This is a genomic window from Mycobacterium aquaticum (assembly GCF_002086485.1).
GTDB classification, from domain to species: domain Bacteria; phylum Actinomycetota; class Actinomycetes; order Mycobacteriales; family Mycobacteriaceae; genus Mycobacterium; species Mycobacterium aquaticum.
Genome location: NZ_MVHF01000003.1, coordinates 241,428 through 263,072 on the forward strand (window position 1 = coordinate 241,428; position 21,645 = coordinate 263,072).

27 protein-coding genes and 1 tRNA gene are annotated in these 21,645 nt (G+C 62.3%); 7 read left to right on the forward strand and 21 right to left on the reverse strand.

The genetic code is table 11. The features are described 5' to 3' along the window. The first annotated feature begins 4 nt into the window (after positions 1 to 4). From BST13_RS04745 to BST13_RS04760, 4 genes are all read left to right on the forward strand, one after another. Positions 5 to 1,018, forward strand: coding sequence for a hypothetical protein (locus BST13_RS04745; RefSeq protein ID WP_245839346.1), 1,014 nt, complete (start codon positions 5 to 7; stop codon positions 1,016 to 1,018). Between the two features lie 151 nt (positions 1,019 to 1,169). Next, on the forward strand, positions 1,170 to 1,430 hold the full coding sequence (locus tag BST13_RS04750; protein WP_083161128.1) for an Mtp family mycobacterial-type pilin: 261 nt from the start codon (positions 1,170 to 1,172) through the stop codon (positions 1,428 to 1,430). A 707-nt stretch (positions 1,431 to 2,137) separates the two neighbouring features. After that, the gene (locus BST13_RS04755) at positions 2,138 to 2,347 is read left to right on the forward strand and encodes a hypothetical protein (protein WP_083161130.1); all 210 of its coding nucleotides are present in this window, start codon (positions 2,138 to 2,140) and stop codon (positions 2,345 to 2,347) included. A 3-nt stretch (positions 2,348 to 2,350) separates the two neighbouring features. Then, positions 2,351 to 2,551: a hypothetical protein gene (locus tag BST13_RS04760; RefSeq protein ID WP_083161132.1), complete on the forward strand. Its 201-nt coding sequence runs from the start codon at positions 2,351 to 2,353 to the stop codon at positions 2,549 to 2,551. 55 nt (positions 2,552 to 2,606) lie between these two features. Here BST13_RS04760 and BST13_RS38980 read toward each other — a convergent pair whose 3' ends face one another. From BST13_RS38980 to BST13_RS04845, 20 genes are all read right to left on the reverse strand, one after another. Next, complete coding sequence (locus tag BST13_RS38980) at positions 2,607 to 2,780, reverse strand: hypothetical protein (protein ID WP_158087106.1); 174 nt, start codon at positions 2,778 to 2,780, stop codon at positions 2,607 to 2,609. A gap of 42 nt (positions 2,781 to 2,822) precedes the next feature. Next, positions 2,823 to 3,878, reverse strand: coding sequence for a hypothetical protein (locus tag BST13_RS04770; RefSeq protein WP_083161136.1), 1,056 nt, complete (start codon positions 3,876 to 3,878; stop codon positions 2,823 to 2,825). Continuing rightward, positions 3,878 to 4,222: a hypothetical protein gene (locus BST13_RS04775; protein WP_083161138.1), complete on the reverse strand. Its 345-nt coding sequence runs from the start codon at positions 4,220 to 4,222 to the stop codon at positions 3,878 to 3,880. The genes BST13_RS04770 and BST13_RS04775 overlap by 1 nt, the downstream gene beginning before the upstream one ends. Beyond that, complete coding sequence (locus BST13_RS04780; protein ID WP_083161140.1) at positions 4,219 to 4,611, reverse strand: hypothetical protein; 393 nt, start codon at positions 4,609 to 4,611, stop codon at positions 4,219 to 4,221. The genes BST13_RS04775 and BST13_RS04780 overlap by 4 nt, the downstream gene beginning before the upstream one ends. Before the next feature lie 203 nt (positions 4,612 to 4,814). Continuing rightward, positions 4,815 to 4,937 (reverse strand): hypothetical protein, encoded by a 123-nt coding sequence (locus BST13_RS40150; protein ID WP_281254729.1) that lies wholly within the window; start codon positions 4,935 to 4,937, stop codon positions 4,815 to 4,817. Beyond that, entirely contained in the window at positions 4,927 to 6,117 is a 1,191-nt protein-coding gene (locus tag BST13_RS04785) for a phage major capsid protein (protein ID WP_083161142.1), read from the reverse strand. The genes BST13_RS40150 and BST13_RS04785 overlap by 11 nt, the downstream gene beginning before the upstream one ends. 11 nt (positions 6,118 to 6,128) lie before the next feature. Beyond that, positions 6,129 to 6,686 (reverse strand): HK97 family phage prohead protease, encoded by a 558-nt coding sequence (locus BST13_RS04790; RefSeq protein ID WP_083161144.1) that lies wholly within the window; start codon positions 6,684 to 6,686, stop codon positions 6,129 to 6,131. Between the two features lie 136 nt (positions 6,687 to 6,822). After that, a complete protein-coding gene (locus BST13_RS04795) occupies positions 6,823 to 8,016 on the reverse strand; it encodes a phage portal protein (RefSeq protein ID WP_245839348.1) in 1,194 nt (397 codons plus the stop codon). Between the two features lie 122 nt (positions 8,017 to 8,138). Then, positions 8,139 to 9,527 (reverse strand): terminase large subunit domain-containing protein, encoded by a 1,389-nt coding sequence (locus tag BST13_RS04800; RefSeq protein ID WP_083161148.1) that lies wholly within the window; start codon positions 9,525 to 9,527, stop codon positions 8,139 to 8,141. Then, positions 9,528 to 9,881 carry a hypothetical protein gene (locus BST13_RS04805; RefSeq protein ID WP_083161150.1) on the reverse strand — a complete coding sequence of 118 codons (354 nt, stop codon included), beginning with the start codon at positions 9,879 to 9,881 and terminating at the stop codon, positions 9,528 to 9,530. A gap of 271 nt (positions 9,882 to 10,152) precedes the next feature. Then, positions 10,153 to 10,323: a hypothetical protein gene (locus BST13_RS38985; RefSeq protein ID WP_158087107.1), complete on the reverse strand. Its 171-nt coding sequence runs from the start codon at positions 10,321 to 10,323 to the stop codon at positions 10,153 to 10,155. Positions 10,324 to 10,599: 276 nt separating this feature from the next. Continuing rightward, the gene (locus tag BST13_RS04815; RefSeq protein ID WP_142282726.1) at positions 10,600 to 13,821 is read right to left on the reverse strand and encodes a hypothetical protein; all 3,222 of its coding nucleotides are present in this window, start codon (positions 13,819 to 13,821) and stop codon (positions 10,600 to 10,602) included. A 332-nt stretch (positions 13,822 to 14,153) separates the two neighbouring features. Then, positions 14,154 to 14,330: a hypothetical protein gene (locus tag BST13_RS38990; RefSeq protein WP_158087108.1), complete on the reverse strand. Its 177-nt coding sequence runs from the start codon at positions 14,328 to 14,330 to the stop codon at positions 14,154 to 14,156. Further along, a complete protein-coding gene (locus BST13_RS38995) occupies positions 14,327 to 14,491 on the reverse strand; it encodes a hypothetical protein (RefSeq protein WP_158087109.1) in 165 nt (54 codons plus the stop codon). Before BST13_RS38995 ends, BST13_RS38990 begins: the two co-directional genes overlap by 4 nt. 1,179 nt (positions 14,492 to 15,670) lie before the next feature. After that, the gene (locus BST13_RS04820; protein WP_083161156.1) at positions 15,671 to 15,853 is read right to left on the reverse strand and encodes a hypothetical protein; all 183 of its coding nucleotides are present in this window, start codon (positions 15,851 to 15,853) and stop codon (positions 15,671 to 15,673) included. 9 nt (positions 15,854 to 15,862) lie between these two features. Beyond that, entirely contained in the window at positions 15,863 to 16,114 is a 252-nt protein-coding gene (locus tag BST13_RS04825) for a hypothetical protein (RefSeq protein WP_083161158.1), read from the reverse strand. A 338-nt stretch (positions 16,115 to 16,452) separates the two neighbouring features. Then, positions 16,453 to 16,992: a hypothetical protein gene (locus BST13_RS04830; RefSeq protein WP_083161160.1), complete on the reverse strand. Its 540-nt coding sequence runs from the start codon at positions 16,990 to 16,992 to the stop codon at positions 16,453 to 16,455. Further along, positions 16,989 to 17,309, reverse strand: a complete 321-nt coding sequence (locus tag BST13_RS04835) for a hypothetical protein (RefSeq protein WP_083161162.1) — start codon at positions 17,307 to 17,309, stop codon at positions 16,989 to 16,991. Before BST13_RS04835 ends, BST13_RS04830 begins: the two co-directional genes overlap by 4 nt. Positions 17,310 to 17,349: 40 nt before the next feature. Continuing rightward, entirely contained in the window at positions 17,350 to 17,538 is a 189-nt protein-coding gene (locus BST13_RS04840) for a helix-turn-helix transcriptional regulator (protein WP_083161164.1), read from the reverse strand. Further along, a complete protein-coding gene (locus BST13_RS04845; RefSeq protein WP_083161166.1) occupies positions 17,535 to 17,723 on the reverse strand; it encodes a hypothetical protein in 189 nt (62 codons plus the stop codon). Before BST13_RS04845 ends, BST13_RS04840 begins: the two co-directional genes overlap by 4 nt. A 511-nt stretch (positions 17,724 to 18,234) precedes the next feature. On the opposite strand from BST13_RS04845, the gene BST13_RS04855 reads away from it, so the two are divergent. Then, positions 18,235 to 19,389, forward strand: a complete 1,155-nt coding sequence (locus BST13_RS04855) for a tyrosine-type recombinase/integrase (protein WP_083161180.1) — start codon at positions 18,235 to 18,237, stop codon at positions 19,387 to 19,389. A 68-nt stretch (positions 19,390 to 19,457) separates the two neighbouring features. On the opposite strand, the gene BST13_RS04860 is transcribed toward BST13_RS04855, so the two are convergent. After that, a tRNA-Leu gene (locus BST13_RS04860) sits at positions 19,458 to 19,534 on the reverse strand. An 85-nt stretch (positions 19,535 to 19,619) separates the two neighbouring features. Here BST13_RS04860 and BST13_RS04865 point away from each other — a divergent pair. Together BST13_RS04865 and BST13_RS04870 are read left to right on the forward strand one after the other, a co-directional pair. After that, positions 19,620 to 20,246: an ANTAR domain-containing response regulator gene (locus tag BST13_RS04865; RefSeq protein ID WP_083161183.1), complete on the forward strand. Its 627-nt coding sequence runs from the start codon at positions 19,620 to 19,622 to the stop codon at positions 20,244 to 20,246. Between the two features lie 182 nt (positions 20,247 to 20,428). After that, positions 20,429 to 21,643 (forward strand): branched-chain amino acid ABC transporter substrate-binding protein, encoded by a 1,215-nt coding sequence (locus BST13_RS04870; protein WP_083161402.1) that lies wholly within the window; start codon positions 20,429 to 20,431, stop codon positions 21,641 to 21,643. Positions 21,644 to 21,645 lie beyond the last annotated feature (2 nt).

Here is a 21,645-nt window from a genome sequence, read left to right on the forward strand (position 1 = left end):
GAACGTGGACCGGGTGTGGGTACGGAATACAGCGATCAGTGCGGCCATCGCCTGCGGCGCCATGGTCGCCGGGCCCGGCGTGTCCGGCACTGCTGTCGCATCGGCTGATCTGCTCGGCATCGACGTCGATGTCCTCGGCATCTTCGGCCACAAGGACAACAAGAAGAGTTCCAACCACCGCACCGGCACCAACGGTAAGCAGAACAGTGGCCCCGCCAAGACCGGGCGGCCCGGTAATCAGAAGACCGGCAAATCTGCTCAGGCCGATAAACAGAAGTCCGGCCTGGGCGGTGAATCCTCCGGTCAGAGTGCCGGGAGCACCGAGGGCACCACGAATCGCGCGGCACAGTCAGCGAACACCCCGGCGACCCTGAGCGCAGGGACGGGCGTCGCCGAAACGTCGGTGAGCGTCCCGGAGGCGCAGGTGAGCATCCCCTCGACTGGCGGCGGAGGTGGCGGGGGTGGAGCAGCCACCAGCGGGCGCATCGGCCGAGCCCCGAACCTCGCACCGGTGCCGACCGCCCCGAGCAGTCGGCAGATCGTCATCCACGCCAAGCCTGCCGAGGCGCCATGGGCACCTACGCAGTCCGCACCGGAAGCGCAGTCCCCGTCGATCGGGTCGCCTTCGGCCCCTGAGGTCGCTGCGCCCGTTCCGGCGCCGCCAGTCATGATCGTGCTTCCACTGCCACCGCTGCCCGAGATCGCACCGCCCGCCCCGTCCGGCGGCGGTGGGGTACCCGCGGCACCGCCGGCTGCTCCGAGCACACCTCACGTCACCATCCCCAGCGCCGAGCCGCCGCAGCACGCCACACCGGCGATCAACGCGATCCCGGAGTCGTTCCGCATCGGCTACGCCGACTACCTGCGCGTGTCCAGCACCACAGATCTCCTCTTCGCGGTACTGCCGGGGCTTGCCGGGATGGTGTTGCTCACCGCCGCAGGCGGCGCAGTCGGCTTCCGCCAGGCGCGAGCGGCACGCACCCTGCCGACGCCGCAGATCGCCCGCTTCCTCCCGTAGCGGCCGGGAGGTTTTCACCTCCACCCGAGCACCTTGGAAATGGCTGTGCGCCATACCTTCTCAGGCTATGAGTCGGCTATGAGCGAACAACGCCAGCGGACTCGAAGTGTTTTGACAGTGGTGCGCAGGGGTGGGGTGCTTGGCTCGTCACATGATGACCAAAACACGAATTGCGGCAACCACGGCAATGTTTGCCACCGCGATCGGACTCGCCGGACTCGGCGCGGCCGTGGCGCAGGCCGCACCCATTGCGCCCATGCCCGACTACCACTGGTGCCCCGGTGAGTTCTGGCATCCCGAGTGGGGCTTCAACTGGGACTTCGGCCGCTGCCACGACGACTGGTACTACGACGGCGAGCCGCGCGATCAGTGGCACTGGCACGGCAACGGCCCGTGGCGTCCCGGCATGTGAGGTACGTCCATACAACAAATGCCAGGTCGATTGACCTGGCATTTTCTGGTGCCCTCGGTGAGATTCGAACTCACACTGTACGGGTTTTGAATCCGGTTTTCTCGACGTTTGCGGTATACGGCAGCTGTCGGCAACCGTTGGATAAATACGCCTCTACCAGCACTTATAGGAACGGAGACGAACTGCTGTTATTGGTCGCGGATAGCAGTGCTGCGGTATCCACTGCGGTATCTCACCGGGCGGCGGGGCCTTCCGCCGTCGCCAGACGTTCGTCCAGCAGCTCATCGACACGCCTCATGTTCCGCATCGGGAGAACGCGGCCGAGCTGCGCATCCTGTTCAAGGTCACCAGGTACCACGTTCTCGACAAACTGAGCCTCACCGCGGAGATGGCAAACACTGCATTCTCACAGGTAGCACACAGAACTATCACCGCCGCCTCAAAATTGACGGGTAACGCAACCCCAATACCTTGGGGTCAACGGGCGACGTAACCACAATATGGTGGGCGACACCACTGAAACGCAACGCCTCGCGATCCCCGGAGTTGTCGGTGGCTAGGGGTATACATAGAACACACCCCGCAACCGCGAGGTGTAGAGCAAGCGGTCACGGGGTGTGGTGGAGATGTCGGAAATGTCCACCTTAGTCCGCCCGCGCGCTCTGACCAACCCGACCGCACTGAAAAGTGCAGGAGGAGAGTGCGCCATGAGCGCAAGTAAGGGAAACCTGAAGCCTGGCCAGGCAGCGCCAGCTTCTGGCCAGTATCCGATCGTGGGACCGCGCGGCGGCGACACGGGTAAGGAGCGCACCGCGATTCAGGGTCGGCCGTTGCCGCCGACTCCGAAGCCGGGCCAGACCTACGGCAAGCCGGACCGCACCCACAACGGTGCCGGTACCGGTTCGCGTAAGAAGTAGCTGATGGAGTTCAAGATGAACCCCGACTTCGAGCGCCAGATGAAGCGGGAACTCCAACAGACGCTTGACAAGGTCTATCGACAAGTCGGTGGGCGTCCCCTTGCAGAGGTGAAAGCCGCCCTCAAGCGGATTGGTGTCGATGAGCCTGAGCTGTCACCCCTTGCGACTGCCATCAGCGATGGGAGGGAGCCGCGGGTCCAGTAGGCGAACCCGCGACGAACCACCCCCGGCACTATTCGGCGGGGGTGGTTTTCGTCACCTAGAGGTTGCGCTGACTCCAGGCTGGGTTGATCCCCGAGTCTTGGATGAGCCCAAGTTCTTGGCCGATGGCCAGCAGTGCCTTGATTTCGGCAAGCTTGAGTTTCTGATCAGTGTTGAGCCCCTTGGGATCAATCGTGTTCATGGTGTCGAATGCATCAGTCCACAAATCCATGCTCACAGATTGCCACCCGCGCACGACCGTGAAACGGGTCCATCAAACCCACTCGACCAACGTGTAGGCCGGTCCGCCGTTGCCGCCGAGTCCGGCTGTCGCGGAGTTGCAGCCGCCGCCGCCTCCACCACCGCCGCCGTACAGGCCGCCAGCAGAGCCGGGCGATCCATTGCTGAAGAATGTTCCGTCTTCGCCGCCGTCGCCGCCCCGGCCGCCCTTCCCCGTGGACGTGCCACCGCTGCCGGGACTGCCGAGCTCCTGCGCTCCACCGCCGCCGCCCGCGCCTGCACCCTGGGTGTTGTTGGTGCCAGGCTGGCCACCCCCGCCGCCGTTGGAGCCGTTGCGTCCCACGATGGTTATGCCGGAGGCTGTTGCGACACCCCCGGCACCCCCGGTGCCGTTCGTGCCTCCCACGCCGTTGCCGCCAACACTGCCGCCTCCAGCGGTGATGCTGATCAAGCCGGACGTGAAGACAGCTGCGGCACCCCTCGTGACGCTGTAGGTGGCCCCCAGACTCGATAGAGGGATAAAGATCCGCTCGACGTAGGAACCGCCGCCACCTCCGCCGCCGCCACCACCCTCAGTGACATTGCTGACGCCGCCGTGGCCACCAGCGCCACCCGAACCGATCAGAGTGACCCAGCAGCCAGTACAGCCAGCGGGAACCAGATCGTTGGTGACGTCAGTGTTCTCGACGTTGAACGGCGTAAACGGAATCCCGTTGGTGCCGACGCCGTCTGGTGTGAACGTGGGAGCGATAGCCAGTTGAGCCGAACGCGCGTAGCGCTCTGCCCCTGTAACGGACACCGTTGGTGGAACGGCGATGCCCGCAGCGGCCGAATACCGTTCTGCACCACTGACCGACAGGCTCGGCGGGATGGACAGTGCGAACTGACCCCGGCCGCTCGGCTGCATCGTCACCGTGGGCGGCAGCGCCAGGGCTACGGCCCCGACAGACCTGCTCGTGACGGTCACGCCGAGGTTGGGTGAGACGTTCAGTCCCGCTGTTGCGGGGACGTTGGGGGCACCTGTGGCGGCGATCTGTGGGGCGACGTGAAGATCGAGCTTCTCGAAGATTTCGACCCACCAGTGAGCCATCAGGCCGTCTGCCTCTGCACAATCAGGGTGACCTTGTGCGGGGTGCCGCCCATGTCCGTGTAGACCCGTGGAGGGCCGACCAACTGGAACGTCTCCCCGCCATAGATCACTTCGTCGTTGGCCGATGCGCCAACCACAGCGGCGACGGGTGGGGCCGTGATCTTCTGCGGATCGGTTACGAGATCGGTGCCGAGGTCGAACTTTTCCTTGGCTGTGAGGGGGCGGAATCGGCACCCTGCAACCGGGACCTCAGTACGAATCCGCAAGGGAGAGTTATACCGGTCTCGGGTGTCGGGGTCTTCGGCGATCGTGACGAATACGACTGTTTGGTTTCCAAATGTCATGCCGCCGCCCAGATCCTGCGGAATGGCCGGATCGTGGACTCTACGTCGGCATCCAAATCCGTTGCAGTGCCCCACTTGTAACTCACGTCATCCACATCTTTTTGGATGAGCGGACCGGCGGCCGTGTCTCGGCGGGCGTACAGCCGTGAGGCATGGATCTGGGTAGCCAGCTTGATCGGCTCGGGTACTTCTGGCCATCCGAACTCACCGGTCACCGTGATGACACTGTGGTGATGGTTGACGGGATAGCCGCCGTACCACGCGAAGGGCGTACCGCCGTGGAACTCAATTCCGGTGTACGGCCTGCCGTTCGGGACCGCATTGCGGGGCGTGAGAATGAAATCCGTGATCGCGGTACTGTCGTGGTTCGCCACCGACGTCACGCTCATGATGTCTTCGGTATCGACATACCAACAGTTGCGGTGCCAGCGTGGACGGTAGGTACGGGTCTGAGTGGCTGAGCCGAACTGCCTGCCCGTGGCTTGATCTATCGCCCTACTGGCAGCCTCAGCGGCCAAAGCCAGCTCGACGGTGTCACCACCACCGAGCCAGCTTTGAAGGTCACTAGCGGTGCAGTAGGGCGGTGCCCACGTCACTTAGCGGGCGGGTCCTGCTGGCCCGCCCGTTCGGAGATCTCGACACGCACCTGTGCGAGTGCCGCCATGAGTTCCAGCTCTTTGGCGGCGAGTTCAGCGATGGTCAACTTACGCGGCATTGGCAGCCGCCAAGCTGTACGCCTTGCGATTCTGGATATTGCCGTCGGCCCGCTCCCATGCGGTGAACTCCACCTGACCAGTGGCAGCGCTGGAATACGGGTTGACCATCAACACCGGGGTACCAACCTTGCGGATCACGTACGCCTCCCGCAGATCACCCAGAACGGCGAACTTCGCCGACAGGGTGGTGTTCGACGGGAACGCCTGATCGATGACCACGGGATAGCCCAGCAGCATGCGAGTCGGGGCCGAGCCGATACCGGCGACAGCTTGGTCCTGCACCAGCGGGCGGCCATCAGTGCCCACCACCGCGCGGATGTTCTGCCACGTCGCCTTGGACATGACCCACTTGGCGTTCTGCTCGTAGGCCGGGTCAAGCTGGCCTTCGATTTCCAGCAGCTTGGCGTAGGTGATGGCATTGCCGGCGGCCAGGGTGGCGTTGGCGGTCAGGTTCGCGTTTGCGATACCCACGGGCAGAGTGGTGCCGGTGCCGGTTACCCAGTCGACAGCCTGCTTACGGGCGATGCGCTCGCCGAGCTTTTTCGCAACGTAGCTGTTGAGATCAAAGGCAGCATCCTGCAGTAGCTCTACCGACAGCTTCAGCGGAGCGTTCGACGCACCAGCACTGGTGTACTTCCACGCGCCGAGAGTCACGGTGCCGAAGGTTAGGTCCGAACCACCGGCAAAGTTCGAACCCTCCCCGGTGATCTGACCAACGTTGCCGGTGTCATCGTTCGACGGGAACTCCACCGAATTACCGGTGTCGGTGTTCCACGAATCGATCTCGGCGGCCAGGCCGCCAAATGCCTTCTGCACTTCAACAAGCTTCTGCCGGAACCCGGGCGGGACCATATACCCGCCTGCACTGTCGGGAGTGGTACCCTGCGCGCGGAGTTCGGAGATATCCGAATTGGCCTGGCCGGTACGCAGATATGCGTTAAATGCGCGTTCCAGGGTGTCGTCCTGCTTGACGGTCCCGACGTTCACCGCAGCCTGCAGAGACGCATTGGGAGCCTCGTATGCAGCCTGCCGCTTGCGGATCTCCTCGCTGCGCTGGGTGGCCTTCAGTTCGGCCTCCAGGGCTTCGTACCGGGTTGCCTCTTCGTCGGTCAGGTTGCGGCCCTCGGCAGCATTGGTGATGGAACGCTGTTCGGTGATGATGTCCTCAATAGTCTTCAAATGATTGCCTTTCAGAGAAGGTGCACCCGCGCGCGTGCGCGGATGAGTTGAGTTCGGCGATCGATGGAATCGGCCGGGATGGTGGGTTTACTGCGCAGGGACACCGAGGTCCCCTGGTATGCGGGATAGGTCACGACAGACACGTCCAGCAGGCTTGCTACGGACGTATGCGTGCGGAGGTCCCTACCCTCGTGGGTAGACCAGTCCTGTTCGCCTGCAATAAAGCCGAACGAACACCCGGTGATGAGACCGCTATCCACCATGGTGCGAACGTCGTTGCCCAACGTGGTGTCGGGGATGTCCAGCTCGAACTGCAACCCATGGCTATCGCTGGACAGCTTGAGGCTGCCGTTGCGGGTGCGGGCCAAGAGCATGTTCGGGTCGTGATTCAACAACCCGCGCACGTCTGGATTGGAGGCCAGTACCGAGCGGAACGCCGTTGGCGCAAGGCTTTCCAAGTAGTAGCCGCCGATATCGGCGCGCTGGCCGTAGACCGCGGCGTACCCGCCGAGCTTCTTGCCGGTGATGGTGGTTTGCAGGTCCACGAACCGGCGTTCGATGTCGGTCACTCGGCGAGCCGCTTACGCAAGTGCCTCCGCAAGACGGCGCCCAGGTCAACAGCCTCATCAAGAACCAGTTCCAGCGGGAGTCTGATCGGCGCAACGGATGAGTCAGCAAGCCTGATTTCTAGGGTTTTCGTTTCCGTCATGGCGTATTTCCTTGCGGTGGTTGAGGTGTGCGGAGTACGTCGCCGCCCTCGATCGGCGGTAGGTTGCGGACCTTGCGAGCCTCGTTCGGAGTGATCAGACCGGCCTCAACCTGTGCGATCAGCAACTGAATCTCAGTCTCGGGATCGGGTTCGACAAACGCCGAGTAGAAGAATTCGGCCTTTTGGTTGGGTCCCAGTAGCCACGACAAGCGCTCCTGAATGCGCGTCGTCCAGGGCTCAAGGTTGTACCGGGCAAGACCTAGGTTCTGCTCGGCTACGCCGGTTCCCCAACTGGTCTGCTTTTCGGTCTGAGCCAGAAGATGGGGCGGGACGCCGAACCACCGTGCGATCTCTTCAATCTGGAACGCCCGAGCCTCCAGCCATTGGGCATCGGCGTTGGACAGCGACCAAGGGGTCATCTTGAACTTGCGGTTGATCACCGCAATCGCGCCCGCATTGGCCTCACCCGCGGCAGTCTTCTCAAGCGAAGCCTTGATCTCGGCCGCCTCTTCGGCGGTGAGCGTGTCCTCTGGCGTGACGACTGCGCTCATGAGCGCACCGTTCCCGAACAGGCGTGCCGCAGAGCGCTCCGCAGCTATCGACGTACCGAACATGCTGCGGGCCAACTGCAGTGGTGACCAACCGCGGATACCGTCAAGGGGCATCCACGGAATGTGGGTGAGGTTCGCGTCGGTGTAGTCGCGAGTGGTGCCGTCGCGCATGCTGACCCGGTACCGCTTAGAACCGTCCTTGGCGATCTCCACACCGACCGCTGCCGGGTGGATCGGCTGGAGCCCGACCAACTGCCCGGCGCCGCCGCGCACGTGAATCAGGAACGCGTTGCCGTGAATCAGGAGGTGCGCGACAACGATTTCTTTCCACTCGTAGCACGTGAGGCCGACCACCTTGCCGGGGTCGTCCAACATGCTCGGTACGCGCTTGTTGGTGCCGTCCGCTTGCTCCGTAATGGTCTGCAGCGGTAGCGATGCAATCGAACCGGCGATAAGTGACACCGCAGCCTTGACGGCCGGGATGCCTAGGACGGTCTGCTCGGAGACGGTGACGCCGGCCAGCGATGGGGCACCGCCGAACAAGAACACCGCAGCCGGGTTGGAGATCGACCAATCGCGGGTCTGGGGTGGTTCGTACGGGGGATTTGGCGCACGGAACATGCGCGTCAAAAAGCTCAAATGGAACTCCTTAAAGAGTTGTTCGCTGGCAAAGGCCGGAGAGAGTGGGATAAAACGACTGCCGGGGTCGAGCAGGGCGTTCGCTTCCTGAACTTTTTGCCCTCTGACCTGCGGGTTATGCGCTAGAGGCAGACCAGCGGGGGCAATGGCGTGTCCACGCAGACGCTGGCGCGGCTGTGCGCGAGGATGGCGGCAACGGCGAGGTCGATCTTGGCCGGGCTGTCCTTGTCCGCCTTGGTAACTACGTCGCCCCGGGGCGTCGCCTTGACCACGCAGTTGGATACGTGGCGGGCTAGGCGGGGGTCGCCGTCGTGGGTGAGCCGTCCGTCCATCACCGCGGAGTAGAACCCGGTGCAGGCCGGGGCCATGCGATCGCGGGAGAAGGTGGGGATCTCAAGCACCTTGTCGCCCCACTGCGCTGTCCACTCCGCTATCTCGCGGCTCCAATAGGGTGGATCGCAGCACAGCTCTACTACGTCCCACTGGTTCATGGCTTCGGCCACGGTCTGCATGACGTCGTCTCGGGGGACGCGCCAGCCTTTGCGCCCTGGGTTCTCCCAGCACCCGACGACGAACACATGACCTTCATCGGTGACACCGACCAGGGCGGTGCTGTCACCCGAGTAGCTGCCGTCGAACCCGAGCCAGACCTTTGTGCCCTGTGGTGGTGGGCCTTGCGGTACGGCCAGCGCATCCCACTTGCCATAGGGCATCCACGCGCTTTCCGTTGCCGTCCAGCAGCCCAGGGCGAACCTGCGGAACTCGTGCTCTGGCATCGTTTGCAGGTCGTAGGCCAGCGCCTCAGCGAAGCTGGGCAGGAAGTCGTGTACAGGGTTGGCCAGCCGCCAGTTGTCGCGGTCGTCCAGTGGTAGCGCGGGGTCGCCCTCGTAGATCCGCCCAGGTAGTGTGCCGGCCTTGACCTGTTGATACAGCTCGTGTGCGCGGCAGGTGAGGTCATAACCGGGGGTGGTGATGCCCAGTAGCAGGGCATCGGCGCGCGCGCGTCCGGCCTGCTGCATGCCGTCCCACACCTCGTTGGGTAGCAAGTGCACCTCATCGGCCAGGACCAGGTGCGGGTTGATGCCTTGGGCGGCTTTGTAGTTGCCGGGTCGGACTTTGATGAATCCGCCGGTCTCCGGGCACTCGATGCGGTCTTTGAATATCCACAGAGAGTCACGCAGTACATCGCTGGCGTTGATGATGTCGTGCAATTCCTGCATGAGGACGCTGTTGAGGTTGCGCTCCGAGTCGGAGATGGCGTAGACGTGGCGTTGCGGCTTGAGGCAGATCTCGGCCAATCCTAAACACGCTGCCGCCCTGGTTTTCCCGTTCTTGCGGGCAACCTGGGCGTAGTACACCCTGGGCCGTTTGGGTGCACTCAGTTCGCCGATCAGTTCGCGTTGCCATGGGTACAGGTCGCCGGTGGCGTTCTCAATCCATGTGACGGGATCTTGCGGTGGCGGCAAGGGTTTGAGGTTGCCGCGAACCTTGGGGCCTGCGGCGAGAGCCACTTACAACTCCATGTTTTCGAAAGCTGCTGCGGCTCTGCGGAACATGGCCCACTCGGGACTGGCACCGTTGGTGTCGCTGGCGTCGCGGCCGTACTCGATTGCCCCAACACGTTCTGGGTCGGAGGTCGAATAGACCGTGCCCAGCTTTACTTTGCGCTTGGAGAGCTTCTTCAACTCGGTCTTGCGCAGAGCGACCTCAATGGACTTCTCGGTCTCCCCGGTGAGCACAGGGGTGAACTCGCGCACCAGATCGGCCACTCGCTCCGGAATCTTTTCCAGGTCCCGTCGCGACTCTGGGTCTTCGTTGATCGCGTCGATGAATGCCTTTTCGATGTCACGTTTACTGCTGGTCATAGTTGCCTGTCTTGCTTGCTTCCGTTGCACGCCAAGCACGCCGGAGCGATGTTGCTCGGGTCGTGGTTGCGTGGATTGCCGTCGAGGTGGTCGAGCGTGGTTGCCGGGGCGCCGTCGCAGAGGATGCGTAATTGGCACAGCCCGGTAGGGCGCGCCAGTGCCCGGTAGCGGGGGTGGTCGTAGGTCGCCCGTCTACGGCGTTTCTCACAACTGGGGCACCGACTACTGCCGCGCTTGGCCCGGTTTGGGCAACCAGGCTCCAGGCACGGCTTCACAGCCGGGTCTCCACGCGGTAGGTCCCGGTGAACCGAAAGATGGACCGGTCGTCGGTGAACGCTGTCTCTACTGGCTCCTCGGTGCACACGACGTTGTCGACGTAGTCGCCGTTAACGGCTGTCTGGCCACCGAATGGTGGGGCCAGGAGCTTTAGCCGCCGATCCACAGAACGTGCGTGAGACAGTGCTCCAGCCCTTGTGGCGGCGTACGTGTGGACCGAGAACAGTCCTTTGTCGGTGAGTCCGTCATCGCCGCCGCCGATACGCCGAACCACGATGAACGGTAGTGGGGCGCCGTTCGGGCGTTCGCTACGAACTTCGCCCACTGGCTTGAGCCACTCGATGAGTAGCGCGAGAGTATCCAATGAATTCCATTCCTGGGGAATAGAAAACGGTGGGCTCGCAAAGGGATGTGAGCCCACCGTTTCTACCCGTTCCCCGAGTTAGCGCATGCCGCTGGCGTAGGTGGCGTAGGCCAGATCATTGGCGGTCTGCTGCACGCCTTGGCGATCCGGGGACTGCACAAAGTTCTCGATGTGCACCCCACCCTGTCCCGGCTGCTGCTGGTTGCCCTGCTGCGGCTGTTGCGGGTTCGCCTGCTGCTGATCCTGTTGCTTGCGATCCTGCGACCCTGCGGCAGAGGGGATTTGAGGCGAAGCGCTCAACATCGAGGTCGCCAACCGCCCGATCCACGACTCCGAAAGATCAGTTCCCCCTTCACCATCCGGTGAGCCAACCGAGAGCGCTTGGAGCCCACCCTTGGCGAGTGCGCCCCCCACTTCTCCGGCGTAGGCAATGGATCTCTGTGCGACGGCCATGGCTAGCGAGGCCGCGGCCCCAGCGCCGGGAAAGAGGCTCCCTGCGGCGCCTGCCGCCATTCCGAGTAGTCCGCCGCCACCGCCACCACCAGGCCGGGGCGTCCAGCCGGGGGCCGCTTGTGCCTGCGGCGTAGGTGCGTACTGCGGCGTGGCCGTGGGCATTCCAGAACTCAGAGCACCACCGGGGAAGCTGGTGGGGAGCGGGCCGGCCGGACCGTAGGCGTACTGACTACCCTGCGGCGCAACGGGATTCGCCGGTGCGGTCAGGTTATACCCGCTAGGCACGATGTTGTTGTTGCCGCCAGGCTTGTACCAAGCGTGGACGTGATCCTGGTGGTCTTGCGTCGGGTTGCCGGTGTGGCCCGCGGTGTAGTCACGAGGCGCCGAGCCCTGGCCGTAGCCGTACGCCTGGTTGTTGAAAATCGCGCCGTAGACGTTGGGGTCGGACAGTACCTCTTGAAGGACTTGCTGCCCCCGGGCGATGGACGGCACCATGATGTCCAGCGCGCCGTTCTGGTGCTCGCCGTACTTGTCCGCGGCATGGTCGCCGACCGTCAGGCCCTGGTTCTGCCAGAACGGCATCATCACCCTGTGGGCAAAGTCCCGTGCCGATTCGCCGGGCAGAGGCTGTCCAGCGGGGGCGTAGCTCCCAATGGGCGCATACCCGTATCCAGGGCCGCCGTAGCCCTGTTGTGGGCCATAGCCTTGCTGCGGTTGATTGGCGGCGTTGATGGCCTGCGGGGTGTATTGCTCGCCGAATACTCCACGAGCCGCAGCAATGCCCAGCAAGCCAGATCCTTCGCCGCTATTAGCCTGCTTTATAGCGGACAATTGTCCTAGCAGGGGAGCTGCGGCGAGTGTGGCTACAGTCTGTATGATACCTTTTATCAACCCGGGAATGCCGCCGTCGAACGAGATATTCCCGGTGATATCGTCTATCGCCTTTGTGGCGTCCTGCATCGAGCTCTGGAATTTCTTCGTCGACTGGGCTTTGGCTTCATTGAGCCGTAGCTCCGATTCCTGAAGGCGTTGCTGCGCAGCGATAAGATCATTGCGCTCCTTCTGGATATCCGCCTCGGTGCTATTCGAGTCCTTTTGTGCAGCGTCCAGTTCGGCCTGTTGCTGCAGAATGTTCTGCCGCGCCTCTAGGACGCCCTGGGCCGCGCTGTAGAGGCTGCTGGTGATCGCGTAGCCCTGCAATAATTGCGTGGGGTCACCTTGCTGCCAAGGGACCTCTACCGCATTCCGGCCACCACCACCCCGTGAGCTGCCGTCAGGCGGGGGCAACGGGACGGCGTAGCCGCCTTGGGGAATCGCGGGCACAAGCGGCCCGCCTGCCGTGTTCGGCATACCGGCACGGCGGCGATCCGCATACCCGCCGTGTGCGCCGTTCCCAGACCCCACTGGGCTGCCTTGCGGGATGGGTGGCGGGCCGAAAGTACCACTGCCGCCGCTGTATCCGGGTGTATTGCCGCTGATGCTAGGGATCTGATCGATATGCACGCCAGGGACCTTGTTGGCCCAGTCGATGGCCGTGCGTACTGGCGCGAGCATGCGGTCGATGGCGTCGCGGATGTTGTCGAGGATCGGCATGACCGCGCTGCCCACGGCCGACGCCACAGTGGTTATCCCACTGAACGCCGTAGAGAACACGTCGATACTGCGCTTCGACAGGTCGATAGCCCCGCCCAAGCCCTGCCACAGAAGAGTTGTCCCCTTAAGTGCGACTTCGGCGGTGGGCTTCAATTCCCAGAACACCTTGACGACGGCTTTACCGAGGTCCACGAGATCCGAGATTGTATTCAAGCCATCGGCGAGCCATTGCCTTAGCTGGCCAGATTCCCTGGCGTTAGCGATGAATTCTTGGAATGCTGTCGCTGCGTTTGAAATCTGCGTCGCGATCTGCGGAAGAAAACCAGAGCCAACATTGATGATATCGGTGAGCGCTTGTGCGATGGCCGGAGCTGCCGGGGCAATATTCTGGAACGCCTGACCAATATTCTGCATTGTGACCTGCATTGTCTGCATGGTCTGCGGGTCCATCATCGCATTGGCGATACCGGAGAATGCTGAATTAAACCCAGTAGCAATAGTGGTGGTCATCTGCTGAATGACAGGCAGATACGCGTTAGCCAACTGGTTCAGTTGCGGGCCGACGTTGTTGAACAGCGCGTCTTGGGTCGCCGCCTTCAGCCGGTCAAGCGCGGGGAGCATCGCCTGGATGCCCAGGGCCGCTTGCTGTGCATTTGGCGAGAGGCTTTGCAGATCCTCGGCGAACTTCTTTGCATCGCGCATATCGGAAATAGCGTCGCTAAAACCGCTGAGGCCGATTTTGGCCGTGAGGACGCCCGCGCCGATAGCCGCGAAGGCGCCAGGGAGCAGCCAAAGTGCCTGGCTCGCGGAGATCGCCGCCCCGGTTAGGTTGTAGGCCGCGATGCCGATGGTGCCCAGCGCAACCGGTCCGGTAGCTCCCAGATGCGCGAACGCCGAACCCGTGTTCTGCACCGCGTCAGTGATGCCCAGCATTCCCTTAGCGATGGTGTCTGCCTCAGCACGGACGCGGCGGGACTGGAGGCGGTCGACGGCTTGGGCGATGGGGTCTTTTGCCGCCCGCTCGAAGGCCTTGCCGTAGACCCTGCCGTCCTCCGCACCCTTAGCGGCAAAGCGGCCAGAGCCCGGAGTGAGCTTGCCAGCATCCACCTTGGCGGTTCTGGTGAAGGTGTTCGCCCAATCCTTGCCGGCCACGTCGGCGGCCCGGTGGATGTTGCGGTGCATATTATCAATCGAACTATTGAGGTTCTGGGGATCGAGCCTCGCGGCAATCGAAATTTCGACATTACTGGTCAAATGACACCTCCTTTCGGAGTGAAGAAAGCAAAGAGAAAGACTGAACCCCTGGGAGCGCGGAAGAGGGGCGCGCTCAACCAGGGGTTCAGCCTGTTTACCGGGCCAGGAGTTTCCCGGTGAGCCCGCGTTGACCGAGTAACGCGGGAGAATGGGGGTGGTGGCCGCTCAGCCCCCTACGGGCCACCGACCGCTTACGGAGCCAACATTCGGGTGGCACCCCTCACCGGCAATTCCGCCGGGCGTTGGTTATTCTCGCAGCGGTTTTTCGTTCAGGGCAAGCAGGACGGAAGAAACTCATCAAAAAACGCCCCCGGGCTGCCGAACGAAAAGATTCAGTTATCCGCCTCTATGGCGTCGATAAGCGCATCAGCGATTCCTGTTGCCGCCTTCTCGTCAATCAACAGGAAGATATCGGAGCCCGTAGACGCGACACGGCTCAGGCGGAGAAGGCCGCTGCGTGTGCGCTTCAGTCGGTAGGGCTCGCCGCTATTGGCGGGGATCTCGATCAAATGCGTTCCATCCTGGCCTTGGCGGGCGATACGGCCGGTGCCGACCGCACGATATTGACGAAGGCCAAGTGCGATTGGCCATCGATGTCAATCGATGCGTGCCAACCAGTAGGGTCGGCGGTCAGTTCGGCGGTCAGGCCGCCAATGGTGATTGTGTTCATAGTTCCCCGTTTTCAAAAAAATTTCCAACTCACTATTAGAAATACTTCTAATCAGTATTTTTAATCAATACCCGCCAAAACAAGAGGCCAACCACCTACCTAGCCATGGGTACCTACCAAGCCCTGTCCATGCTCCCTATGGCCAGCCCTCGGTAGACCCGGCCACCATGCCAACAGGAGGTAGGAATCAAAAATCAGCACGCAGGCGACTAAATGGCCAGCCTGCGAACGCAGTGAGCAGAAACCCAACCCCCTCCCGGCGGCAGCCGGGGGTGAGCGTTCCCACACTTACGAGAGGAGGCACTCACTCCGTAGCGGGTCGGTTTCCGCATTCGCTTGCATGCGGGTTGCGGTTTCGAGGTGGTCCGGTTCTGCAGGTTCCAATTCAGGTGGTTCACTGTTGAACACGCTTGCTAGATATGCGTCTTCAGATGTGTCCTGCCAATACCCATGGGTAGCCGAAGAGGAGAGTATAGAGTCGGGCACCAACGCGCTGGTCAGGGGCTCGAAAAGTGCGTCGTTGGTGTCATTTGTTGGTGTAGAAAGTGCAGTTGTTGGTGTCTTTGTTGGTGTACTTTTGGCGCTTGTTGGTGTCATTCCGTTACGGCGGGCCACCTCGTAGCATGACTTACACAGGTCGCCTGCGTAGTGCTTACGATCCGGGTGGCACGACGCGGTAATCAGTGGTGGAACGTTGCCGTCACAGGTTTCGCATGGCAACCAGGCCACGGAGGGATCAGGCGGGTCTACCAGGCCGTCGGGCAGAATCAGGCAACCGGGATGGGACCTCGAATCGAGCAAACCCAATCTGACCGCCTGTGCTATAGCGCTGTCGACATTGCGGTAGCGCTTCCCCTGCTTACCCAGCCACTTGGATAACTCACCGCGTCGGAAAGGGGCATGTCCATTCACCCCGCACTTCGCAAGGCATAGGTAATGCAGCCTGAGATAGGCGGGATTGCCTTTCCTATTGGCCAGGTCCTGGCAGGCCTCCACCCGCACCTTTCTAAATAAGATCTTCAATCTTCACCGTATCTGCCCGTCGCGGGCCATCATCTCGTGAAAGTTCGTGTAGGTCTTCGATCAGTTCGGCCAGCTCATCGCGGTTCAGCAATATGAATGATCGGCCTTGGCTAATCTGGGCTCCACCGCCGTAACGACGCGATAGCCGTACTGCGCTCATCGCCCCATTCTCATGTTGTGAATGTCCACCGTCGCATACCCTTCGGCGATCAGCGCGTCCCATTCCAGGTAAAACCGAGCATCCGTGATGGCGTCCTCGCGGGCGCTAGTCCAGGGCGTGGCGGGATGGTTCGGATTGATAGCCCGCCACCCCAGGGGCGACTGTTCAAGTTCGATCATTGATTCCCCTTATTCCGCTGGGCTGATAAACGAAGTCGCGGCGTCTACCTCTGCGGGTGTGGGATTCTCGCCCACGAAGCGGGCGGCATCCGCAACCTCGGCCATGCGCTTCTGCAGCTGCTCTACGGTCGCCCGTGGAACGCCTTGGGCGACCCATGTGAGCCACGCCGTGTGGCGGATGAATGCGTCGTCACCGATCCGGCCGGCCTTGTAGTCGGCCTGCAAAGCGATCGTCCGCTGCAGGATCTCTTGTGGACTCATTTCGCCAGGATCTCCTCTTCGCTCGGCGCAGCCTTAATGCCCATTGATTGGCACTGCTGCAGAGTCCAATAATCGGCATTCTGAAGGACCGCAATAGCCTCGCTGCCGCTCAAACCCCGAGCCTCCGCGGCATGAAGCAAAGCCATCGCAAGGCGCTTTCTGCGCCGGTAACGGTCGTTCCTCTCCCGATCACACGTTGCACACTGGTTGTCGCTGTAGCGCTTGCCGTCATTATGGGTGCACATTGGCATCCCTTCATCCCCTCTCATAGAGGCAGTAGTTCCACGTTTTGTGGATAAAAAAATGCGAGGAATAGAACCCTCTATAATTACGGTAATTTAAAGTACGAAAACGGGCTGTTTGTCGATCATTTCCGCTGTGATTCTGGTAACAATTTGATACCGTTCCCGACGCCATTCATTGCGCGCATCGCGATCGCATTTCGTGCACCGCTCCGGCGGCCGGCCGCGCTGTCTCGAAATACCGACACACCCATTGCAGCGACAGAATGTCCAAAGCCATGGTGCAATGCGATAAAGCAACGGATCGTCATCGAGAACGGCCTCCGCCTCTGGGTTGGTGGTGCGCCATGCGCACGGGCCGCCGAACTCACACGCTCGCCAGTGCCAGCGGATGGGTAGCGGCCAGCCGCAGGCGCAGACCCTGACCACCGCGGAGGGCAGCTTGCGGGTCTTGTTCGCGCCGCTACCTTCGTAATCGCCGTCACCCAACCACAACTCGCCGACATGGCCGGTGTCGCGCCAGAACGTGTCGACAGCGGACGTGAAGTCTTCGTTGTCCTGGTCTGCGAGGGTCCAGCGATCGACGGCTTCCGGCTCTTCGTCTGGCCAGGCCCCCGGCGCGTCGTTATCGGTCAATCTTCCTGACGCTCCCGCACGGTGATTACCGGCGCGTCTCCGATGGGGCTTTCGAAGTCGTCGGCGCGGTACTGGCCACGGTTGCTGTGATCGGCTTGTAGCTCGCGTGGAAGCACCGTGTCGAGGTAGTCGGATGCCAACATCAGTCCGCCCGACTCGGGCGCAACGACAGGCATGTCGCCGATCAGGCCGGTGACGGGTCGGCGCCAAATGGGTGACCCTTCGATGAGGATGTCATCGTGCTGGCCATCGTGAACGGGCCAGACGTGGTACTCGACCACGCCGCCCGCCGGGGTCAGGTTACTGAAGTCGATCATTTGCCGTTCTCCTGTCGTCGGGGGTTGCTGTTCATGGTCATCATCGGGCCGTCTCCTCAAGCTGCGACTCGATCCACGCCTCTACGTCCTCTCGTCGGTAAACCACCCGCCTGCCCAGCGAACTGGAGCGCGGCCCCTGGCCGGTGGCGCGCCACCAGCGAAGTGTCGCAACGGGTTTCCGCGTGAGCACTGAAACCTCGTCAATGAACATCAACTCTGGCGTGCTCATCGGGCCGCCGTCCGCTCTGCGTCGATCTCCCGTGCGCGTACAAGCAGGCCATCGACATCGGCCACGCCGACTCGTTGGCAGAAATCGTCGATATCGACGCTCGGTCGGCTCAGTAGCTCGCAGACCATGTCGAAAGTGCTGACCTGGTCGAGCAGTTCGGCCAGCGGGGTGAGGGTAGTGGTCACTGTCGTCTCCTGACTGTGTGTCGCAACCCCTGTTTGGGGTTGTTTGAGACAGTAGCAGTTCGGCGAACTAGCACAAGAGGATGGATGCGGCATCGCTATGCCTCCTGACCTGCACTTACAGTAGTTGTCAACACCTATGCCCATTACCTGCAGCAAATTTGTGTTTATTCTTGGCGAGGTACTGAACCAGGCATTGCGCCCACGGATAGGTATCAATACCTATAGGGATATCATCTCGCAGACCCCCAGCTCAGAGCATGTTTTTCCAATCACCTCATGCCTGTCGATAGGGGATAGGGACCGCTTCGCCGGGTATGACCTGAGGGATAAGCCGGCCGACGGATAAGGCGATCTGGCTACCGAACGACGGGGTGCACGAGCTGAAAGCCGTTGCATCCGTGCAATATTCATTCTTAGCGGACGCTCAGGATGCAGCCAGATACTCACACTCAATTCTTAGAAACTACATCGACTGAAACGGATTTCAGCGGTACTGCGGTACGCTCAGCACATGAGGAATGACCGCGCCGGGATCGATGATCGCTGGCACAAACAGGTACGCCGACCAGACGGCACCATGGCCACGGAGCGCAGCAGCGTGTACGGAAAGGTCACCCGCTGGCGGGTGCGCTGGGTGGTCGACGGCCGAGAACACACCAAGGTCTTTGAGAAGAAGGTGGATGCGCAAGCGTTCCTCAACACCCTTACCGCCGAGGTCGTCAAAGGCCGCTACGTCAGCCCGCACAAGTCCTCAGCGCTGTTCCGTGACATCGCAGAGGAATGGATAGAGGGCAAGAGCGCCAGGGCTCCCAAGACCGTCGCCGGGTACCGCAGCCTCCTGGATACGTTGATCTTGCCCCGATGGGGAGACGTGAAGCTCTCTGGCATCACTCACGGTGAAGTCCAGAAGTGGATCACTGGCCTGTCGGTCAACGGGTCGGTCCGCACCGAGGGCAAGGGCTTGTCAGCCTCGCGCGTGATCCAGACACACCAGTGCCTGTCGGCTGTTCTCAAGTACGCGATGCGAACCGAGCGCATCGGGAAGAACGTCGCCGATGGCATCGAGCTGCCCGGCAAGGGGCAGAGCGAACGGCGGTACCTCACCCACAAGCAGTTGCAGACCCTCGCGGCCAACACCGAGCGATTCCAGACGCTGACGTTGGTGCTCGGCTACTGCGGCCTGAGATTCGGGGAGGCCGTAGCGCTACGCCGCCAAGACGTGAACGACGGAAAGATCACTGTGCGCCGCTCGGTCACCTTCGTGACCGGCAAGGGCCTCACCGAAGGCGGCACCAAGACGGGCAAGATCCGGTGGGTGCCCGTGCCCGCGTTCCTGTGGAAGCGGCTCAAGGCAGAACTACCGGTGGACGCTGACGCCCTGGTGTTCCCCGGCAAGGATGGATGGCTCACTAACGGTGAGTACCGCTGGCAGTTCGATCCGGCGGCTACAAAGACGGGTGTGGAGGGGCTAGTCCCGCACGAGCTGCGGCACACCACAGCATCACTAGCGATATCGGCCGGCGCGAACATCCTCGCAGTTCAGAGGCTACTTGGACACCAGACAGCATCAATGACACTCGACCGCTACGGACATCTGTTCTCGGACGACTTGGAGCAGGTCGCGAAGGGCCTGGATGCCGCCGGAAGGAAAGCCACTGCGGTATGACTGCGGTATCTGGGCGGTGCTACGACGGCTTAGTTTGACTAGATACCTACCACTACCTGCTTGTTTTCTGGTGCCCTCGGTGAGATTCGAACTCACACTGTACGGGTTTTGAATCCGTTTCCTCTGCCAGTTGGGATACGAGGGCATCGCTGCGTTGGGTGCTGCGGCCTACCACCATAGATGATGGCCCCGCAGTCGCTCGTCGGCGGCTGCCACGACACAATATCTCCATGACCGGGTCACCGACTCACGCCGCCAAGCCCCACCGCGTACTCATCGCCGAGGACGAGGCGCTCATCCGCCTCGACCTCGCAGAGATGCTGCGAGAGGAGGGCTATGACGTGGTCGGTGAGGCCGGCGACGGGCAAGAGGCAGTCGATCTGGCCGAGAAGTTGCGGCCCGACCTGGTGATCATGGACGTCAAGATGCCGCGCCGCGACGGCATCGACGCGGCAGCCGAGATCGCCAGTAAGCGCATCGCTCCGATCGTGGTGCTCACCGCGTTCAGTCAGCGTGAGTTGGTCGAGCGGGCCCGCGATGCAGGAGCCATGGCCTATCTGGTGAAGCCGTTCAACGTCACCGACCTCATCCCGGCCATCGAGGTGGCGGTCAGCCGGTTCGGTGAGATCACGGCGTTGGAAAACGAGGTTGCGAACCTGTCGGACCGGTTGGAGACGCGCAAGTTGGTCGAGCGGGCGAAAGGCCTGCTGCAGACCAAGCACCAGATGAGCGAGCCCGAGGCGTTCAAGTGGATCCAGCGGGCCGCGATGGACCGTCGGACCACCATGAAGCGGGTCGCAGAGGTGGTGCTGGAATCGCTCGACGAACCCACGGAGGCTGCCGCCGACGAAGGCTAGCGGTGTTAATTGTGGGTTTCTGATGTTGCGGACAATCGCATTCCGCGAGAGCCGACGCGACCAGCATCAGTCAACATCCCGCACCACGGCGACGCTTTGGCTATGTTCTACCCCGAAGCATCGGCGCCTGCCTGGTCGGCATGGTCGTCGGCGCCGCTGACAACACTGACCCGGAGGTGAACGTGCGCGGTGGCATTGCACGAAAAGCGTTGGTTCTCGGTAGTGCGGGGCTGATGGTGCTCGGCATGGCTGGCTGCCAGAAGCAGTCGGCGCCCGAGCAGCAGGCAGCGCAAACCAGTCTGAAGATCGTCGAGCAGTTCCCGATCGACGAAAACGGTGCCCAGATAAAGCCACCGGACACCGCAGCGGCGGCGGATCCGGCCGGCGACGGCAAGGCCACCTGCCCGCCGCTCAAGCTCGCGATGATGGGCGCGCTGACAGGCCCCGATGCCGCACTGGGCATCAACATTCTCGACGGTGCGCAGTTGGCGGTCGACAAGCACAACGCCGCCAACCCCGGCTGCCAAGTGACGCTCGAGAAGTTCGACACGGAGGGCGATCCCAACAAGGCCAACGGCGTCGCACCACGCATCGTGGACACCCAGGACATCATCGGGCTGATCGGGCCCGCGTTCTCCGGTGAGACCGACGCCACGGGCGGTCTGTTCAACCAGGCCGGCCTGGTTGCCACCACCGCTTCGGCGACCCGCGTCGATCTCAGCAAGAACGGCTGGCGCACGTTCTTCCGCGGCCTCGGCAACGACGGCAGCCAGGGCACCGCGATCGCCAACTACCTGAAGAACACCCTGGGCAACAAGAAGGTCTGCGTCGTCGACGACCAGTCCGCCTACGGCATCGGCCTTGCCACGGTGGTGCGCGAAACCCTTGGGCCCGTGGCCGACTCGGGCTGCAACATCTCGGTGAAGAAAGAGGACAAGGACCTCTCGGCCGCGGTAACCCAGATCAAGGGCGTGGCCCCGGATTCCATCTTCTACAGCGGCTACTACTCGCAGGCAGCCCCGTTCGTCCAGCAGCTGCGCGACGCAGGCGTCACCGCGGCATTCGTCAGCGCCGACGGCACCAAGGACCCGGAGTTCGTCAAGCAGGCCGGCGAAGCCTCCAAGGACGCCATCCTGAGCTGCCCGTGCAGCCCGGCGCCTGCGGCGTTCGCCAAGGAGTACACCGCCAAGTTCAACCAGGAACCCGGCACGTACAGCACCGAGGGCTATGACCTGGCCACCATCCTGCTCAAGGGCATCGACTCCGGCATCAAGGATCGGCCCGGCCTGCTGGAGTACGTGAAGACCTACAACGCACCTGGCGTGGCTCGCCAATACCAGTGGACCGACACCGGTGAGCTCACCAACACCCTCATCTGGGTGTACAAGGTTCAGTGACG